We start from the raw sequence: 18,424 nt of genomic DNA, 5'->3' as shown, positions 1-18,424 counted from the left end.
TATTTTTGGATATAGACCCAAAGGCGGACGCAAAAAAGCACCTTTCGTTAAGGACGAGGCCAGCTGTTTCATACCGCCCGTCCTCTCTGGAAACGTGCTTTATTTTGTGCCGGTTGAAAATCATCAGCCTCTAAATAAACACCGTATCGGCATCCGTATGCTCGAAGCACAGATTAACCGTTCGCACGTTCGATCTGGTCCGATGCACCACTCCGGCAGGAATAGTGATGGAATCGTTGGCTTTCAGAGACACGGTGTCGCGGTCTTGGAAATCGATGAGCAGCTCGCCTTCCAGCACGATAAACAGCTCGTCGGAGGTCGGATGATAATGCCATTGATATTCACCGGTGAACACGGCCAGCCGAAGGCAGCTTTCGTTCACGGTACTGACGACGACATTGCGGTACTGCTCTTCGACGCTGCCGCTTACTTGCGACAGATTGACAACTTCGAGTTCTTGGGCTGATTTCACTGGGGATCATCCTTTGCTATTCGTAGTGGAAGCTATTATTTTTTTCGGGCGATGAGGTGGGTGAACACCGCAATATCTCTATACGGACTTAGACGTCCTAATTCCAGTTCCAGTTTCACGGCCCGGTGATGCCACTCTTCCTGCTGCTTGATTTCGTTATCGGCAATGTATCCGTAAATGTTGTGGATGCCGCATCGGTCCAGAACTTCGTAGCCCGCTTCCTGAAGCCATTGCTGCAGCCGTTCATAGGGATACGTGGCGATCTCCGTTTGAATCACGCTGCTGTATTCCCGATCGCTTTCGAGGCCGTGCAAGGCTTCCTCGGGATCTTTAAGGATGACTGCCTTCTTCATTACTTTTCCTACAGGATTATGAGCAATGAGCGATAAATAGCCGCGTTCGTTCTGCTTGGAGCCGATTCGCTTAAGCAAGTCTCCGGGCTCCTTCACATATTCCAGTACGTTATGGCAAAATATCCAGTCATACCGTCCCGGCAAAGCAAGCTCCTCTTGAAGCGTGGATACCCTGTAACCGATGCTTATGCGATTGTCCGACGCGGATTGCTTCGCGATTTCGATCATTTCCGGCGTAGGGTCGATTCCCGTCACCCGATTCCCTCTCCTGGCATATTCCTCGCTGGTGATGCCGAAGCCGCACCCGATATCCAGAATCGATTGTCCGGCCTCTTCGAGAAAACGGTCGATTTGATGCCAGGCTGTTGCATAGAATAGCTGTCCCCAAGGCATCTTGGTATAGGTTAAGTAGGACTGGATCGATTGGGAGAACGATGCGGTCTTGGAAGCCATAGGCTATCGCTCCTTTATGTGCCTCTGTATAAAGTCGAATCAACTGCTAAACGGATCTTTGCCTCTTGAATGGAGCATATGGTAATCAATCCATTTGTCCAACGTGCTTTTGCTGTAATACCGGTGACCATTAATTTGAAAGAACGAAATGTATTTATCGGTATCGTAAGCCGATAGCTTCTCTCTGATCGCTTCCGACTTGTTGACCAGCTCTTTGAAGCTGGTTTCAGGCAGACCCACATAGCTCGCCGCTTCTTCGTCCGTTAGGAGCACCGCGTCGGATAGTGCTTTTGGCTTGCTCGCATCCGTTGTCGCGGAGGCAGCCTGAATGGCATCGGCGATTAGCTTGGCTCCATAGATGAAGGACAGACAGCACAGAATAACCAAAACCACATGCAAAATGGGATAGGTTTTATGCATTGGCAACGCGCTCCTTTCGTTACAGCTTGTGTTGAACGGTCACGATGGGTTGCGGTACTCCGTCGTTCTCGTCCGGATAGCCGAGCGAAGCATTAATAAACTGGCAGCCATGGCTGGTGTAATCTATTCGACTGTGCACATGCCCGAAGCACCATATCTTATTGAGAATGTGCCCAAAGTACTCCGAGCCGTCAAAATAATAAAAGCTCGTCGCCAGCTGTTTCGCCCGGTCGGCAGGGACATGCGTCCAGTCAGGCGATACATGGGTTACGATAACATCGCTGTCCGGGAGGACTTGGCGAAGCTTTCGATTCTCTTCTTGAAACATCCATTTCACCAATCTCGGTCTTCCTTCGATTAACGCGGAATCGTTCGAAATGGTTTTCCAATGGCCGTAGATTCGCTCCTCGTCAGCCTTTAACACTTGGAGACCGTACTGAAAATCGTACCACATGCCGCAGCCGCCGAACCGAATCCCATCGATCTCGATCGAGCTTCCGTCCAGGATATGCACGCCGGGCAGCGGGTCAAGAAGCTGCTTCATTTCAGCCCATCGGTGGAACGAGTTGTTATTGTATTTATTTTTGATGGATTTCGATATCAAATAATAGTCGTGGTTGCCTGCTGCGATGATGATATGATGGTAGTGCTCCTTAAGCCTCGTAAGCATCATCGCATTCTGCTTATTGAAGTGTCCGAGATCGCCGGCGATGACTAGGGTGCTTGAGGGAGAGGCAGGCAAAAGCAGCTGGATAAAAGCGTCCAACTGCCGGTTCATTTTCGTCAAATTCCCCGAATATTCCACCCAAAAGTCCAAGTGGATGTCCGATATCAGGTCGAATTTCACCATTTTCCGTTACCTGCTACAGAGTCTTCTTTAAGAAATATTTCGTGCACCCCTGGACCGGAAAATCCTCCAGAGTCCCGAACACCTCGAAACCGTGCTTTTTATAGAAATCCGGAGCCTGGAAGCTGAAGGTGTCCAAATAAATGAGTTTTACGTCCTGCTGCCTTCCGGCCTGTTCGATCTCTTCAAGCAAGCGTGATCCCAATCCCAATTTACGCGAGTCTTCATCTACCCACAGCATTTCAACAAAAATACCTTCACCGAACCGACGGCTAAGCAGTCCGCCGATGATCTCTTGGTTTTCGTTTTTTACAATGAAGTTTATGAAATCGTAGGAAGCATCCACGTTCTTGAGATTGTAGGCTATCAGTTGATTCCGAACGAACCCGTATTCGTCCGATTCGCTGGCGACTCTTTCCAATTGGTAGTTCATGTTTTTCTCCTCCAGTTCGTGGTTTACCTATCGCTATTTCCGGGTCTTTCATGATTCACCTCGCGCTGTTCCGATGAAATGACTTCCTGATGAATAGTATACCAAAATTTGGATCGCCGTGGAAAAACAACACCGTACTTGCTGCGGTCCATCATGGACGCCATATCGCTCCGACGCATGAAAAACATATTCAAAAGGGTATAGCAAAGGTATACTAAAGAATAGCAAATTCACGGTCAAGCACGACCCGATTTTATATTTATACTCCGAAGAAGAGGTGGCAGAATGACTATTTATATCGCGCTGCTGCGGGGCATTAACGTGAGCGGACATAATAAGATCAAGATGGCCGAATTGAAGCGCACGCTGGAAACGATGGGCCTGCATCGGGTCCAAACGTATATTCAAAGCGGCAATGTCCTGTTCGAATCGGAAGAGAGCCCAGAGACGCTGCGCCTGCGGATCGAAGAGGAGATTCGGGCGGTTTTTGGCATTTCGATCACCGTCGTCCTGAGGACGGCCGAGGAGTTGGAACGAATCATTGCGGATTGCCCTTATGCGGACATCTCCTTGGCGGAAGGCGAGAGCATCCACGTTTCCGCCTTGACCGAAGCAACGCCGCAGAAGGTGATCGACCTGTTGTCCGCCAGCGAACGCGATAACGATGAGTACCACATCCATGGACGCGAGATTTACTTCTTGTTCCGTCAAAGCATACTGGATTCCAAGCTGGCGAAGCATTTGAACAAGCTGGGCGATACCGTAACCACGCGCAACTGGAATACGATGAACAAACTGGCCGCGATGGCGAAAGCGATGCAGGCTTAACGGGGAAAACTGCCGTCCGGAAAATAAAGAATAGCTCATCGGAATAACTGACCGTTTCTGTCAGGGATCTGAAATTATACTTATGATGAGGAGAAAAAAGATCCCGGGAGGATGGGCATGTTTACGACGATAACGAATTTTGTGGCGGAGTGGGAGAAGGAAGCGGAATTGACCGTTCAGGTTTTGAACGGACTGACCGACGAGTCGCTACAACGGAGGATTGACGCTGATCGCCGCACATTGGGAGCGCTGGCTTGGCATCTGGTCACGTCGATTGATTTTATGACCTCGCTGGGTCTTGATTTCGAGGGAGTAGATGAAGGCGCGAAAGCTCCGGAATCGGCGGGAGGTATCGCGGAGGCGTACCGGCACATCAGTCGGGCTTTGCTCGAAGCCGTAAAGACGCAATGGACCGATGACAATCTTCTTGAGACGCGCGCGTTAGCACGAGAGGAATGGCGGAACGGCGATTTGTTGCGGTTTTCCCTCATACACCAGGCCCATCACCGGGGCCAGATGACGGTGCTGATGCGGCAAGCCGGATTACGTCCCCCTGAAATTTACGGCCCGACTTACGAGACTTGGGTGGAAAAGGGAAAGACGCCTTTGGACTGACCGGCGCACAAAAGAATCGATTCCGGACGATTGTGGGAAAGGAAGGTTTGGACCATGACGAAAGCGGACAACATGTTATCGATCCTCTGGATGCTTCGCTCGGGCAAGCGGATGACCGCCAAGCAGTTGGCGGAAGAGCTGGAGATTCACGTGCGGACGGTCTACCGCTGCATCGATTCTCTGTGCGCCAGCGGGGTGCCGATCGTCGCGGAATCCGGTCCAAACGGCGGCTACAGCATCCTGAGCCGTTTCGCCGATTCCCCGCTCGTCTTCGATGCCGAGGAGCAGAAGGGGCTGATCCATGCTACGATCTTCGCCAAGGAGGCCGGGTATCCGTACTCGGACGCTTTGGCCCGGGCGGTGGACAAGCTCAAGCGCTACGCGAACGAGAAGCAGCTGGACCTGCTTGAGCGCCATAGCGGAGGCTTGTCGGTCATTTATCCGCCTGCCGACGGCGGGTATCAGGCCTATCTGCAAATGCTGGAGGAAGCGGCCGGACAGGGGCGGACGCTGGAAATGGAATATGACCGGGGCAAGGGGGAGGCCTCTCCTCCGCGGCTGTTCGATCCTTATGGCATTGTCTTCTGGAAAGGGAGCTGGTATGCGGTCGGGCACTGCGGTTACCGGGGAGAGATACGGAGCTTTCGCGTGGACCGCATACGCGGGCTGCGGGAGACCGAGGGACGCTTCGAGCGTCCGGCGGAGTTCTCCGCCAAGGATCATCTGCTCGGCAACCTGCTTCCCGATCCGTCCGGGCCCGCAGTGTTCGAGACCGTGCGTATTCGAGGGAAGGAGCAGGTGTTGAACGAGCTGTGCCGGCATTGGCTGTTCGGCCATGCGCTTGTGGAGCGTCGGCCCGAAGAGGCCGTATTCCGCTTGGAACGTTCGACGCTGCTGACCTACGTGCCCTATTTTCTGATGCCGTACGGCGCGGCATTGCAGATCGAATCGGAGCTGCTCGTCCGGAAAATGACGGAAGCCAGCGCCCACATATTCGCGCATTACGAAGCGATGTTATCCAACCACACAAGTAGAAAGGGAGATGAATCATGAGTAAATATGCTATGTTCGGAAAATTGACGGCCCATCCGGGAAAACGGGAAGAGCTTGCGAAAATGATGCTGGAAGCCGATACGCTGAACGACATGGAAGGCTGCATCTATTATATTCTGCATGAGGCTGAAGACGAGCCGGACGTCTTGTGGATCACGGAGCTGTGGGAGAGCCAGGAGGCACATGCCGCGTCGCTGAAGAACGAAAAAGTGCGCGAGCTCATCGGGCGCTGCCGGCATTTGATCGCGGAAGCCGGCGGCGTCAAGGTCCGGCCGATCGGGGGAAAAGGGTTTTGAGAGGAAGTTCTACGCAGGGGTAAGCGAAAAACCAGGATGTGTGCGTCACAGCGCATCCTGGTTTTTTATTATGTCAGTCATGTGGGCCGTTCCCCTACTTCTTACTAATCCACGCCGACACGGATTCCAGCAGCTCATTTTCTTTGTCTTCCGCGCCGCGGTCGAACTGCTCGACCAGTTTGTTCAGCCTGCCGGTTTGGTAGCCGTAGTCATACATGGCCGCGGCTACGATCGAGAGGCGCAGGTCGCCGTCGCTGGCATCGGCGTACTGGTTCATGAGGCTCTTCAAGAAACGGTCGTTCTCCACTTCGATAACGGCGGTTTCAGAAATTTCCGCTTTCAGCTTATTCTCGAATTTCAAGAGCACGTGCTCGTGGAACTTGATCAGCTTCTCCAAATGGCGGTCGAATTCCCGATCGATCTCCGGAGTGCGGTTCGCTTGAAAATAATGCTCCTCCACGGCTTCCAGCACGGCCATCCCTTTATGCAGCGTGTGCAGCATTTGCTTGTAGACGACCAGATGACGAGCCTCGCTGAATCTAGCGCGCTTGAGCTTGTGCAGCTCTTCCTCGAACAGGGTATACTTGTCCGTCAGCGACTTGAGGGCTCCTTCGAGCGCCTGCTTTTCGTCGCGGAATACGCTTTCCTTGATTTCGTCCGAAATGACCGTGCGCAGCAGCAGAGACATTTTGAAGAAAATCGATTCGATCTGCTTCACGAACTGTACTCTGGGGCGGGGCGGGAAGAACGTAATGTTGATCAAAAAAGCGGAACCGATCCCGATTAAGCTCAGCAAAAACCGATTGAGCGCAAAATCCCACTGCCCGGATGCTTCCATGACAGCGATGACGGTCACCAGTGTCAGCCCGACGGTTTCTTCCATTTTGAGTTTTAGGCAGATCATAATGGCAAGGATACAAACGATGCCGACCGCAACCGGGTCGTTCGAGAAAATCATACCGGCAACTAAGGCCAGCACGGCCCCAAGTGTATTCGTTTGCAGCTGTTCGAGAAAATAACGCCACGACCGGTAAATGGACGGCTGCATGGCAAAAATCGCAGCGACTCCGGCGATGACAGGGGGCGTGAAGCCGACCAGTACGCTAATATACAGTGCCAGGGTAACCGCAATCCCCGTTTTCAATACGCGGGCTCCGAACGTCACAGTCACCCCTCCTTTAAGAATAGTATTCACGACTATCTTACACGGAATCCGGGCTCGTTGGCAAAATGAAAAATAATAGAAATAAGTGAAACATTTGTCGTACAATTTCCGTCTTACTTATGTGAAAAATATTCCATAATTGGAGAGGAGTTTACTAGAATGAAAAAACTCATAGTCGGTCTTACCGTAGGAATGATGCTTGGTTCGGCGGCAACGGCATTTGCAGCGGAAGATATCGGCAAAGAAATCAAAGCGGTCTTTGCCAAGTTCAATTTCAAAATCAACGGCGTGGACACTCCATTGGAAACGACTCCGCTTGTGTATGAGGGCACGGCTTATTTGCCGGTTCGCGAGGTAGGGAAATTAACTGGATACACCGTGTCGTATAAAGAAGACACCCAAACGATTGAACTCACCAATGTGACAAGTACGACCTACACACCCCCCGCTAAGAGCGAAAAACCGGCCACAGAAACCGTAAAAAAAGCTGATGCGGACGTAAAGAAAGACACGGGGAAAGCGGAGGAATCCGTAAAAAAATCGAATGAAGCTGCAAACAAAGCGGACGGTGCGGCTTGGGTTGATCTCAGAGACTTGATGGATGCTTTGGACAAAAAATACAAAGGTACCAGAGGCGGGGCAACAGGTGACCAAGCAACACTCTGGATCAATGAGAAGGAATACAAATTAAAGCTTGTCATCAACGGGATGAACTTTAGTGTGGAGATCACTCCGCTGATCGAAGCGAATGTCATTACCCTGGAAGAAGTAAAAAAGGGCAACAAGTAGCCGGCTTTTACGATGATCTGTAAGACATGAACGGAAATTATGAATAATAGCCCGAAAAGGACAATTCAGGTTGAGACTCAACCCGGATTGTCCTTTTTGCTATGCCCGACGCCGAATAAAATCGCCCACCCCGCCTCCTTCCAAACCTGCCGGCATGGTAAAAATTTTGCACAACTCGGTCAGAATCGTCCGCAGCGCGGGGGGAGGAGCCTCTTATATAGTAAGAATCAACAATAGTATTGTTCACTTACAGGGGTGATTACGATGGAGACAAACAAGCTTTCGAACCGAACGGCGGGCGCCGCGGCCAAATCCAAATGGAACAATTCCAAAAAGGAAGCGCTTGTCGGTTGGCTGTTTCTGGCTCCCGAATTTGTCGGGATCGTGCTGCTTTACGTATTTCCGGTCGTGTTCTCGCTATATCTCAGCTTCAGCGAATGGAATCTGGTCGGGGGTATTTCTTCCATTAAATTCGTCGGACTCGATAACTTCGCGAAGCTCTTCGATGACGAGAAAGTGCTGATGGCGCTCAAAAACAACTTGATTTACACGGTGCTCACGGTGCCGGTCGGTATGCTGCTCGCCTTGATTCTCGCCGTGCTTATTCATTCGCGCGTTTACGGGAAAAGCTATTTTAAGGTCGCTTTTTTCATCCCGTACATTTCGTCGCTCGTCGCGCTTGGTGCGGTCTGGAGCGCGCTGTACCATCCTTCGAAAGGGCCGATCAACCAGTTTCTGATCAGCCTCGGCATTACGGACCCGCCCAAATGGCTGGCGGATTCGAACTACTCGCTGCTCTCGATCATTATTATTGCGATCTGGGCCGGCATCGGCTACCAGATTGTCATTTACTTGGCGGGCCTGACGAACATTCCCGAAGAAATGTACGAAGCGGCCAGCATCGATGGCGCCTCGCCTTGGCATAAGTTTACGAAGATCACGCTGCCGCTGCTCGGGCCGACGACGTCCTTTTTGTTCATCACGCTGCTGATGTCGTCGTTCAAGGTGTTTGACCTTGTCGCCTTTATGACCGGCGGGGGACCGAACGACTCTTCGACGGTTATCGTCTTCCGGATCTACGAGGAAGGCTTCCGCAACTTCAAGATGGGCTACGCTTCAGCGATTTCCTGGCTCCTGTTCGCGATTGTCGGACTGGCGACGCTGGCCACTTGGCAGCTCCAGAAGCGCAAAGTACATTACTAGAGAGGAGTAGAAGGGTATGCCTGTACGAAAATTCGATCTCACCAAATGGCTCCTGACGATCCTTCTCGGAGCGTTCTCCGTATTGTTCCTGGTTCCGCTGATCTGGATGATCTCGGCCGCCTCGAAGTTCGAGAAGGATGTCATGGAGTTCCCGATCCGCTGGATTCCGAAGGATTGGAACTTTATCGGCAACTTCCAAGAGGTATGGCTGGGCAAGGTACCGTTTTATCTCTTTTACTTGAATTCGCTCAAGCTGGCGCTGATCATGACGGCGTGCACCATTTTCTTCTCGTCGATGGCGGCGTTTGCGTTCACGAAATTGCGCTTCAAAGGCCGGGATCTCGCCTTCGGCATGCTGCTGACGTTCATGGTCATTCCCGAGCAGGCGACGCTTGTGCCACGCTATCTTTTGATGAAATGGCTTCATCTGTACAACACGCACGCGGGTATGGTTCTGATGGGCATGTTCTCCATCTACTTCACGTTTTTGCTTCGGCAGTTTATGATGGGGATTCACAGTGATTTTATCGAGGCGGCCAGAATCGACGGCGCAGGCTATTTCAAAACGTACTGGAGCATCATCCTGCCGCTCTGTAAGCCGATTCTGGCGACGGTCGGCATCATCAAGTTCATCTGGACATGGAATGATTACCAGACGCCGCTTATTTTCCTGATCAACAAAGGTCTGTATACGATCCCACTGGGGATGCAAATGTTCAAGGACGAATTCGCCGACAACTACGCGGTGATCATGATGGCTTCGCTGTCTGCGATCCTGCCGCTGTTGATTATTTTCGTCGTGCTCCAGAAGCAGGTCATTAACGGCATCTCGCTGGGCGGGGTAAAAGGATAAAGGTCAAAATATTGCACGGGACAGGCAAAAATTAGACACATCGTTTTGGGCGTGAAAGCTTTAGAATGCAGCTATAGAGACCTACATCATCATGATCCAAGGGGGAGTTCACATGAAGAAAACAAGCGCGTTGCTGTTGAGCGGGGCGGTACTTGCGGTTTCCGTACTGAGCGGCTGCGGCCAAGGGGCGGAGAAGCAGGAAGCGTCCGGCGAAGGCGGACAGAAGAACGTGACGCTGAAATATTACAACTGGGACAATGAGGTTATGGGCGCGACGACCAAGGCGCTCATCGACCAGTTCCAAGCGAAATATCCGAACATCAAAGTCGAGTCCGTGCCGCTCGTGCCGGGCAACTCGGTAGAGACGCTCAAGAAGCTGGACGTAACGATGTCCTCCGGCGAGCAGATCGACTTGGTGCTGTTCCCAAGCATCGACGAGACGCTGGCCCGCGCGGCGCAAGGCGTGTTGGCTCCTCTGGACGATATGTACGCTAAAGAGAACGTGAAGCCGGAGGACGAATATTACGTCAATCCGAAGTACAAAGGCAAAAACTACGCCGCCATGTACCAGCGCAGCAACTGGATCGTTCTGCTGAACCAGAAGGCGCTCGACGAAGCGAAGCTGCCGGTGCCGGAGGTCGGCTGGACCTGGGACGACTTCCGCGAATACGCGAAGAAGCTGACCAAAGGCGAAGGCAACAATAAACGGTATGGAGCTTACTTCCATAACTGGGGCGATTACGCCAACCCGATTCTGTTCAACGAGAAGCGGAATGCGTTCCTGAAGGAAGACGGCACGACCCAATTCGACGATCCGTCGATGCTGTCGTTCTTCAATCTCCGCCGCACGATGGAGAAAGAAGACAAGTCCACGACGCCGTTCGCTGACGTCGTAGGCGCGAAGCTGGCGTACCGTACGGAATTCTTCAACGAAAAAGCGGCAATGCTCGTTACGGGAAGCTGGATGGTCGCCGATTCGGCCGACGTTCAGAAGTATCCGCATAACTTCAAAGTGGCGTTCGCGCCGGTGCCGCGCTCCTCGAAGGATGCGGAGCTCGGTCAAACGAGCATCGGCGGACAGTTCATTTCCGTCGCTGCCGGGTCGAAGTACAAAGACGAAGCGTATCAGTTCATCCGTTTCGTAACGACGAATACGTCGGATGCGAAGAAGGAATTGTCCGGCTGGAAGAAAGCCGACGATAAGAAGATCATCGAAGGCACGATCGCGAAAAGCAAAGATCTCTTCAACACCGACTCGCTTGACAAAGCGCTGTTCGACAAACGCATTCACGCGCCGGCTCCGTCCGAGGTTGTTGCGCCGTACGCACCGCAGCTGAAAAAAGTGCTCGAAGACGGCTTCAGCTCGTTCATTCTGGACGGCAAGTCTGCCGAGGACGCCCAGAAGCAAATGGTCGAGCAAGCGAACAAAGTCATCAAAGAGAACAGCAAAAAATAGTCAGGGAAAAGGGCGCCGCAGGGCGTCCTTTCTTTGCACCGGGACGAACCGAGGCGGACTCTCGATGAACAAAAAGTTGGCGTGCGAGCGAGCCTTGGGAAAACCGGCTCTCGTAGTACAGCGTACAGCCCAAGAGGAGCGGGGGCGGAAAAACGAACATCTGCCGACGACAATAGGGCGGTAAGTCTTGTGGTAAAAATAGCGCATCGCAGATGCGTTAATCGCCATGGATCAGGCAGAAAAGAAGAAATAAAGCATCCTAGATGCGTTATATACGGAAAATGAGGAGTACTGAATCAAATTCGACATGAATAACGAACGTGCGTTCCTCTATCTGGTTCAGCCGATTGGGATTGCGCAGGATAGCGACAGATCAGTTCCTTTATTTTAGCTCGGGTGAAGCAAATACTTGGGTCGACGCAAGAGCGGTGATACAATGGGGACAGGAAAGAGAGAGGAGCTTTTGACACCATGAACAGCATGTTTCAATTTTCCTACTACCGGCGTATTCAGCTCTCGTTTCTATTTCTCATTTTGCTGCCGATCATCATCGTGTCGGTATTTTTGCTGTCTATGACGCGGGATGCGGTAATGGACAAAATTCGCCTGACCAACCAGTCGGTCGTCGACGTGATGGCGAAGGATATTACGAAGACGATCGACGATCTGACGTATGCGTCGAATTTTTTCATACAAGACCCGAGCGCGAGGGCTCAGCTTCGCAGCTTCACCGATACCCAGCAAATCGGCAGCTTCGCCGATTACCAGAGACAGCAGCACATTCAGGATTTTTTCGGTCTGGTGCTGGCGAAGACGCTCAATACGGACATCCGGATGTTTCTGGTCAACGGCAAGGGCTTCATCATCCCTTCCAGCGAGCCCGATCAACTGGCTCCATTCCGGCAGCACTGGGAGCAGCTTCGGTCTCAGGTCGACCTCGATACGCCGAAGCGGCTGCAATGGTTGAGCCGCGTCCAAACCGAGGGAGGCAAGAGCGAGCCTGTTTATTACGCGGCCAGAGTCATCCGTGATCCGGCGGATAATGCTTATTTGGCCACGCTATACATCGGGATTACGAACCCGTACTTCGAGAAGCTGTTCCGTCAGGCGGCCTCCGGCACCTTTGCGCTCTATGATGAGGAAGGGCGGCTTATCGCGGGAGATGCTTCCGTCCGGTTCGGCGGCGGAGGCGTGTCGGACCAAACGCTGCGGAGCGAAGCGGTGCTGTCCAAGACCGGCTGGAAAATGATCTATGAGACGTCCGACCAAGAAGTGGCCGGGCAAATTTATAAAATCTTTTACATGGCCATGCTGTTCGTCGTTCCGTTTTTTGCACTGTTCTTTATCGTGTCGCTGCTGCTGGCCAAACGGCTGCACCGGCCGATTCAGAAGCTGGACTTCATGGCCAAGCAGTTCGGCCAAGGGAACCGGCTGATCCGGTTTCAGGGCAAGGGCAAGGATGAGATTGCGCAGCTCGGACAGACGTGGAACCGAATGCTCGACGAGATCGAGCAGCTCATTACGAACATCGAGCAGGAGCAGGAGCAGAAGCGCGTGATCGAGCTGCAGGCGCTGTTTGCGCAAATCCGGCCGCATTTTTTGATTAATACGCTCAATTCGATTAAATGCAGCCTGATTCTGGGCGGTGACCGTCGGCACAGCCGCCAGATCGATTCGCTGATGAGCCTGCTGCGGGCGTACATGAAGGTGAACGAGCCGACCTCCTTGGCCGCGGAATGCAAGCTGCTCGAACATTATATGGACATTATGCGGCTGCGCAGCGAGCTTCATGTCGAGCTGAAGGTGACTTTGGCTCCCGAGGCGGCTGAATTCGAGGTGCCGAAGCTGCTGCTGCAGCCGATCGTCGAGAATGCGCTGCTGCACGGGTTCGCCGAGAAGCTGGACGATGCAAAAATCGACATCGAGGCTGAACGGCTGGACTCGCGTCTCGAGATCCGGGTGACGGATAACGGCGAGGGGATGCCGGACGAGGAGCGGGAGGCGCTGAACCGGATGCTGGAGGGGCCCGAGACGGACAAGCCGCAGACGTACCGGCGGGTCGGACTGATCAACGTGCTGCAGCGGCTTCGGCTGACGTACGGACCGGATGCAACGATGAAGCTTCGGGAGAACCCGTCCGGGGGCTTAACCGTTATTTTGAATATGCGAGCCTGACGAGCGACAATGGACAACGGGAGAGGATAGTCATGTACAAAGTCCTGATCATCGACGACGATGTGCCGATGCTGAAATATTTGAAGCAGCTGATCGATTGGAACGCGCTCGGCCTGCAAATCGTCGCGGACACGTACTCCAGCGTCAAAGCGCTGCGGCTGTTCGATGAGCTCCGGCCGGACCTCGTCGTGTCGGATATCGGCCTGCCTCAAATGGACGGGCTGGAGCTGGCTTCGGAGATGCTGCGGCGGCGGCCGGAGGTGCGAGTCATTTTTCTGACGTGCCATGAAGACTTCCACTATGCGCAGAAGGCGCTCAAGCTGAGCGTCGACGATTACCTGATCAAGGACGAACTGACGGCCGATCAGCTGGCGCAGAGCTTGGAGAAATCCGTAAGGCTCATTCGCGCGGCGAAAGCGCAGACGGAGCAGCTGACGTACCGTGAGGACTGGAGCCGGCATGCCAATGTGCTGCGGGATTCCTTTTTCAAGCAGCTGCTGCGCGGCGGAGAAGCCGCTTATCTGACCGATTCCGCCGGACGGCTCGGCCTCGTCTGGGACCAGCCGTCGTTTCTGCTGGCGCTCGGCTACGTGTCGTATTACGACGTGCTCTCGCGCTATGCGCACAAGGACCTGCCGCTGATCCGTTACGGCGTCGCGAACATTGCAGCCGAGCTGGCGAGCGAATTCGAAGGCATCACGACATTCAACGACGGCGAAGGGTTGGCCGTACTGCTCAATTACCGGCCTTCCTTGAAATGGAACGCGCAGGAGCATCTGCTGGCATTTTTGGCGAAGCTTCAAGCCAAATGCAAAGAATTTCTCGGCGTAGGCACGACGTTCTTCGCCAGCTCCAGTACCGATAAACTTGCGGTTACGGAGATTGGCGCAGTCCATCGCCGCATGGCGGCACAGCGCTACGCCGCTTTCTACACGGAGCATCCGGTGACCGTGCTGCCCGCGGCCGGTTTGCCGCAAGCGTATCATCCGGGAGCCGGGGGATTCGAGCAGGAGTGTGCCGAATTGTCACAGGCGGTCCGGGATCACGATGAGGCGCTGCTGGAGAAAGCGCTGGCTGGCATTCGGCGGTCGGCGCTGGAGATGCGGCCGGAACCGGCGTCGTTCGTGCATCAGTGCGCGGACAGGCTGCGGCTCGTCGAGCTCCAGTACCGGGCGTTCAGTGGCGAGACACTGTACGCCTGCCTTCAGCAGACGCTGACGCTCGGCGATGCGCTCGGATTGATGGGGCTGAAGCTGCGGCAGATCATGAATGGCCGACGGCTCGGGGAACCGCAGGCGAGCAAGGAGCCGAAGCTGCAGACGATCGACCAGTACATCGCGCAGCATTTGGCGGAGACGATCACCTCGATCGATATTGCGACGCATTTGTATTTGAATCCGAGCTATTTTTCCCGGTACTTTAAGAAGCTTTCCGGCGAAAATTTCACGGACTACGTTCACCGGTACAAGATGAAAATCGCCGCTGACCTGCTGGAGAAGACGAAGGATTCCATCGAGGTCGTCGCGCTGCGCTGCGGCTATTCGGACCGGACATATTTCTCCAAGGTGTTCAAAAAATACATCGGCGTCACGCCCGGCGAGTACAAGTCGAGGTCCGGCTTGATGTAACGGGCGCTCACGGAACAACATCAAACGAGAGGAAGATCGAACGTGACGACTCATGCCGATGATCGGGACTACTGGCTGCAAACGATGCAGCGCATCGCGAAGCCGGTGCTTGAAGCGCTGTCGCAGGGCAAGCTGAAAGAGCGGATGCCGGTGGAGGCGAAGCTGGACGACCGGGAGCTGTACACGTATCTGGAGGCGTACGGCCGGCTGCTCGTGGGCATCGCGCCATGGCTGGAGCACGGCCCGAGGACGGGAGCGGAAGGAGAGCTGCGCGGGGAGTACGTCCGGCTGGCGCAGCTGGCGATGGATGCGGCGACCGATCCGCAGTCGCCGGATCGGATGAACTTCTCGGACGGCTACCAGCCGATCGTGGATGCGGCCTTTCTGGCCCATGCGATTCTGCGAGCGCCGACGGCGTTGTGGAGCGGGTTGGACGACCGCATCAAGGCGAACGTGAAGGAAGCGCTGAGGGCGACCCGTTCCCGGAAGCCATGGTTCAACAACTGGCTGCTGTTCGCGGCCATGATCGAAGCGGCGCTCTGCGTGATCGGCGACGACACGTGGGACCCGATGCGGATCGATTACGCGCTGAAGCAGCATGAGCAGTGGTATCTCGGCGACGGCATGTACGGCGACGGACCTCATTACCATGCGGACTACTACAACAGCTTCGTCATTCAGCCGATGCTGCTCGATCTTCTGGAGACGGTCGGCGACCGCTATGCCGAATGGGCGGGACTGCGGGAGCGCATCCAGCGGAGAGCGGTGCGTTACGCCGCCGTGCAGGAACGATCCATCTCGCCGGAAGGAACGTTTCCCGTCGTCGGACGTTCGCTCGCTTACCGTTTCGGCACGTTCCAGCTACTGGCCCAGATGGCGCTGCGCGAGCAGCTGCCCGACGATGTCGCGCCGGCCCAGGTGCGCTGCGCGCTGACCGCGGTGATGCGCCGCATGATCGAGGCGCCGGGCACATTCGATGCGGGCGGCTGGCTGACGATCGGCTTCTGCGGGCATCAGCCGGAAATCGGGGAGCCGTACATTTCCACCGGCAGCTTGTACTTATGCGCCACCGTTTTCCTGCCGCTCGGGCTTTCGGTGGACCGCCCGTTTTGGCAGGACAAGGCGGCAGACTGGACGTCGCGCAAGGCATGGTCAGGAGGATATACCCCGGCAGACCATGCGGTGGAATAAACTTGGCTGTCGCCGGACGCCGCTTCATATGTGTTTGCAACAACTTAAAAAGCCGTATTCCGTAAGCAGGGTTTTCCCTCCTCTTATGGAATACGGCTTTTCGAGTCTATGTGGCGCGCGAATAGGCCTCCTGGGCTTTGCGGCGGCTTCGTGCTTGCACGGCTTTCTTGGTCAACGCGTTCAGCGGTCTTTCGACCCAGCGGTACACGGCGAGACACAGGAGCAGTCCCGACAGAAAGCAAAGCGTGACCGTGAGCGCCGGACCGATCCGCTCCACCGCATGCACGGCCCGCGCCAGCTTGAAGGTGACCGACATCATCGGCAGACTGGCGAGTAGAATCGAATATGAGGCGTTCCCGCACAGCGCGAGCGGCTTCAGCCAGCGGTACACCGGCCCTTTCCACGTCGTTATCCCAACCAACACCAGCGCCGATCCGAACGTATGCAGCAGATCCGTATACCGCAGACCGGCCTGCTCGAACCGCAGCACCCAGAGAATCGCGTAGACGGCGCCGCCCCCCGCAATCCACCATAGGCTGTGGCCGAGTGAACGCTTGCGGACGAGATAAGCGACGAGCATTCCGGCGAAAAACTCCAAGTGAGCCTCGTTAAACAAAAATTGCTCCAGCAGCCCTGACTTCACCTGAATCCACCCGATCTCGTTCAGGGCAATGATCGTCAGCCACCCTGAATAGATCACGGCGACGGTTTTTTCCTTCAAGAGAAACACCAAGGAGAACATCAGATAAAACCATACAACGTACGTCAGCGACCAGGCGACGCCCAGAATGGGCGCTTGAGCCTGTGGCCAGAGCAGCATCGATTTGAAAATGACCGCGGGATTGCGCTCATAGCCGAAACCGAACGACGGCACCAAAAAATAGATCGGGACGACGGCTGCCGTCATGAGCCAATATAACGGATAAATGCGGTAGAACCGTTTCAGCAGAAACGTTCCGAACAGCTCCGTCCTTCCGAATTGTTCGCGATACAGCGTGAACATTAAATAACCGGTTAAAGCGAAAAAAAACGTATAGGCTCCCGAGCGTCCCATTTCGCTAATCCCGAGATAATTGTATCCGAAATAATGCTGGCCCGTTTGCGAAGCGTGAAACAGCATAACCAGCAGAACGGCAACGCCACGGGCCGCTTGAATATAAAAGAAATTGTGTTTCCGCTCCATTCCGTTCAGCCTTTCTTGCACAGAATGCCTGCTTTTTAAAGCATTATGGCAGACAAAGATGAAGAAATTATGACATGAACCTGAATGCAAGCTGAAAATGGTTCAGACAAAAGGGGATTACTTTTAGGTTATTTTAAAAATATAGCAAAGGCAGAGCCTGCTCCTCTTATAAGGAGCAGGCTCTGCCTTTGCTTAATAAAATACAATCATCTCTTGTGGGGTATTACCGCCAGTAATTTTGACCGTTTGGCGGTTACTATCTACAGCACGCATTTGGGAAGATGGACCACTATCGAGGAAGATCGCGTCATCAAAAGAGAAGGTTGTTTTGATTGCAGTACGGAATTCCCCCGGTAAGCAAGCTGTGGTTGTTACAATGCCATAAATATATGGCATCGAGCCATTTGTAAAGGCTAGGCCGGACCTTGTTGTAGCATAGTCTTGAGCTGGGAGGTCTTGAGCTGCCATCGTTTGTTTCCAATTAGCATCGTCTCGCAAACTCATGCTGACTCCGCCCTGTGCCCAATAGTTATAGCGTTTAATCACTGCGAGTTTCTTATAGTCATCGACGATTTGATGACTGACTACGGATTCAGCGCCATCATATACAATGGTTCCTTTCGGAATAGAGACAGAAGCATTCCCGATGTTATAACGACCACCATAAGACATCGACGGTTTCAGGACATAATCATTAACTACGGAGATAGAAAGAAGATCGCCATTTTCAAACATATAGAAACTTCCGTTAATTCCGTTACTATTTTGGTCCGGTACCTTGGAGTTGATGGTTTGCAAAGTAATATTTTGAGCTGGCGCACTAATGACATGAAGGTCAATAAGTTTACCACTAACATTTGCTGTGTATTTGGAATATGTTGACATATTTTGGCCTCCCATGATAAGTTAATTATTAGGTGTAAGCGAATGGGATGTTCGTACATACAGATCATCCCTTTCTGTATGTAGAATGAATCGCCGTACAATATATAAAGTAAAATATTTGATGAA

General features: G+C 53.5%; 19 protein-coding genes. 11 read left to right on the top strand and 8 right to left on the bottom strand.

Annotated features, from left to right (window positions below):
* Positions 1 to 130: 130 nt before the first annotated feature.
* From ET33_RS21180 to ET33_RS21160, 5 genes are all read right to left on the bottom strand, one after another.
* Positions 131 to 439, bottom strand: a complete 309-nt coding sequence (locus ET33_RS21180; RefSeq protein ID WP_407668110.1) for a cupin domain-containing protein — start codon at positions 437 to 439, stop codon at positions 131 to 133.
* A gap of 68 nt (positions 440 to 507) precedes the next feature.
* The gene (locus tag ET33_RS21175; RefSeq protein ID WP_036686332.1) at positions 508 to 1,278 is read right to left on the bottom strand and encodes a methyltransferase domain-containing protein; all 771 of its coding nucleotides are present in this window, start codon (positions 1,276 to 1,278) and stop codon (positions 508 to 510) included.
* A gap of 39 nt (positions 1,279 to 1,317) precedes the next feature.
* Positions 1,318 to 1,698, bottom strand: coding sequence for a helix-turn-helix domain-containing protein (locus tag ET33_RS21170; protein WP_036686329.1), 381 nt, complete (start codon positions 1,696 to 1,698; stop codon positions 1,318 to 1,320).
* 19 nt (positions 1,699 to 1,717) lie between these two features.
* Positions 1,718 to 2,548 (bottom strand): metallophosphoesterase family protein, encoded by an 831-nt coding sequence (locus ET33_RS21165; protein ID WP_036686327.1) that lies wholly within the window; start codon positions 2,546 to 2,548, stop codon positions 1,718 to 1,720.
* A gap of 13 nt (positions 2,549 to 2,561) precedes the next feature.
* Positions 2,562 to 2,978 carry a GNAT family N-acetyltransferase gene (locus ET33_RS21160; protein ID WP_036686324.1) on the bottom strand — a complete coding sequence of 139 codons (417 nt, stop codon included), beginning with the start codon at positions 2,976 to 2,978 and terminating at the stop codon, positions 2,562 to 2,564.
* A gap of 285 nt (positions 2,979 to 3,263) precedes the next feature.
* Between ET33_RS21160 and ET33_RS21155 the strand changes: the two genes are divergently transcribed.
* From ET33_RS21155 to ET33_RS21140, 4 genes are all read left to right on the top strand, one after another.
* Entirely contained in the window at positions 3,264 to 3,806 is a 543-nt protein-coding gene (locus ET33_RS21155; RefSeq protein ID WP_036686322.1) for a DUF1697 domain-containing protein, read from the top strand.
* A 117-nt stretch (positions 3,807 to 3,923) separates the two neighbouring features.
* Positions 3,924 to 4,421: a DinB family protein gene (locus tag ET33_RS21150; RefSeq protein WP_036686320.1), complete on the top strand. Its 498-nt coding sequence runs from the start codon at positions 3,924 to 3,926 to the stop codon at positions 4,419 to 4,421.
* A gap of 54 nt (positions 4,422 to 4,475) precedes the next feature.
* The gene (locus tag ET33_RS21145; protein ID WP_036686318.1) at positions 4,476 to 5,474 is read left to right on the top strand and encodes a helix-turn-helix transcriptional regulator; all 999 of its coding nucleotides are present in this window, start codon (positions 4,476 to 4,478) and stop codon (positions 5,472 to 5,474) included.
* A complete protein-coding gene (locus ET33_RS21140) occupies positions 5,471 to 5,770 on the top strand; it encodes a putative quinol monooxygenase (protein ID WP_036686315.1) in 300 nt (99 codons plus the stop codon). The genes ET33_RS21145 and ET33_RS21140 overlap by 4 nt, the downstream gene beginning before the upstream one ends.
* Positions 5,771 to 5,864: 94 nt before the next feature.
* On the opposite strand, the gene ET33_RS21135 is transcribed toward ET33_RS21140, so the two are convergent.
* Complete coding sequence (locus tag ET33_RS21135) at positions 5,865 to 6,935, bottom strand: FUSC family protein (RefSeq protein ID WP_036686313.1); 1,071 nt, start codon at positions 6,933 to 6,935, stop codon at positions 5,865 to 5,867.
* A gap of 159 nt (positions 6,936 to 7,094) precedes the next feature.
* On the opposite strand from ET33_RS21135, the gene ET33_RS21130 reads away from it, so the two are divergent.
* The 7 genes from ET33_RS21130 to ET33_RS21100 all read left to right on the top strand — a co-directional run bounded on the left by ET33_RS21130 (position 7,095) and on the right by ET33_RS21100 (position 16,230).
* Positions 7,095 to 7,724, top strand: a complete 630-nt coding sequence (locus ET33_RS21130) for a stalk domain-containing protein (protein ID WP_036686310.1) — start codon at positions 7,095 to 7,097, stop codon at positions 7,722 to 7,724.
* A gap of 264 nt (positions 7,725 to 7,988) precedes the next feature.
* Positions 7,989 to 8,927: a carbohydrate ABC transporter permease gene (locus ET33_RS21125; RefSeq protein ID WP_179223567.1), complete on the top strand. Its 939-nt coding sequence runs from the start codon at positions 7,989 to 7,991 to the stop codon at positions 8,925 to 8,927.
* Between the two features lie 16 nt (positions 8,928 to 8,943).
* On the top strand, positions 8,944 to 9,780 hold the full coding sequence (locus ET33_RS21120; RefSeq protein WP_010493293.1) for a carbohydrate ABC transporter permease: 837 nt from the start codon (positions 8,944 to 8,946) through the stop codon (positions 9,778 to 9,780).
* 112 nt (positions 9,781 to 9,892) lie between these two features.
* Complete coding sequence (locus tag ET33_RS21115; protein ID WP_036686306.1) at positions 9,893 to 11,236, top strand: ABC transporter substrate-binding protein; 1,344 nt, start codon at positions 9,893 to 9,895, stop codon at positions 11,234 to 11,236.
* 471 nt (positions 11,237 to 11,707) lie between these two features.
* Entirely contained in the window at positions 11,708 to 13,411 is a 1,704-nt protein-coding gene (locus ET33_RS21110; protein ID WP_051775488.1) for a cache domain-containing sensor histidine kinase, read from the top strand.
* A gap of 32 nt (positions 13,412 to 13,443) precedes the next feature.
* Positions 13,444 to 15,039, top strand: a complete 1,596-nt coding sequence (locus ET33_RS21105; protein ID WP_036686303.1) for a response regulator — start codon at positions 13,444 to 13,446, stop codon at positions 15,037 to 15,039.
* Between the two features lie 42 nt (positions 15,040 to 15,081).
* Positions 15,082 to 16,230 (top strand): DUF2264 domain-containing protein, encoded by a 1,149-nt coding sequence (locus ET33_RS21100; RefSeq protein WP_258958936.1) that lies wholly within the window; start codon positions 15,082 to 15,084, stop codon positions 16,228 to 16,230.
* A gap of 106 nt (positions 16,231 to 16,336) precedes the next feature.
* Here ET33_RS21100 and ET33_RS21095 read toward each other — a convergent pair whose 3' ends face one another.
* A complete protein-coding gene (locus ET33_RS21095) occupies positions 16,337 to 17,413 on the bottom strand; it encodes an acyltransferase family protein (RefSeq protein ID WP_144028751.1) in 1,077 nt (358 codons plus the stop codon).
* A 192-nt stretch (positions 17,414 to 17,605) separates the two neighbouring features.
* Positions 17,606 to 18,298 (bottom strand): hypothetical protein, encoded by a 693-nt coding sequence (locus tag ET33_RS21090; RefSeq protein ID WP_051775487.1) that lies wholly within the window; start codon positions 18,296 to 18,298, stop codon positions 17,606 to 17,608.
* Between the last annotated feature and the right edge of the window lie 126 nt (positions 18,299 to 18,424).

Origin of the sequence: Paenibacillus tyrphae (genome assembly GCF_000722545.1) — a bacterium.
GTDB lineage: Bacteria > Bacillota > Bacilli > Paenibacillales > NBRC-103111 > Paenibacillus_G > Paenibacillus_G tyrfis.
Note: the sequence above shows the minus strand (reverse complement) of the source record. Positions and strands in the feature narration are given on the sequence as shown.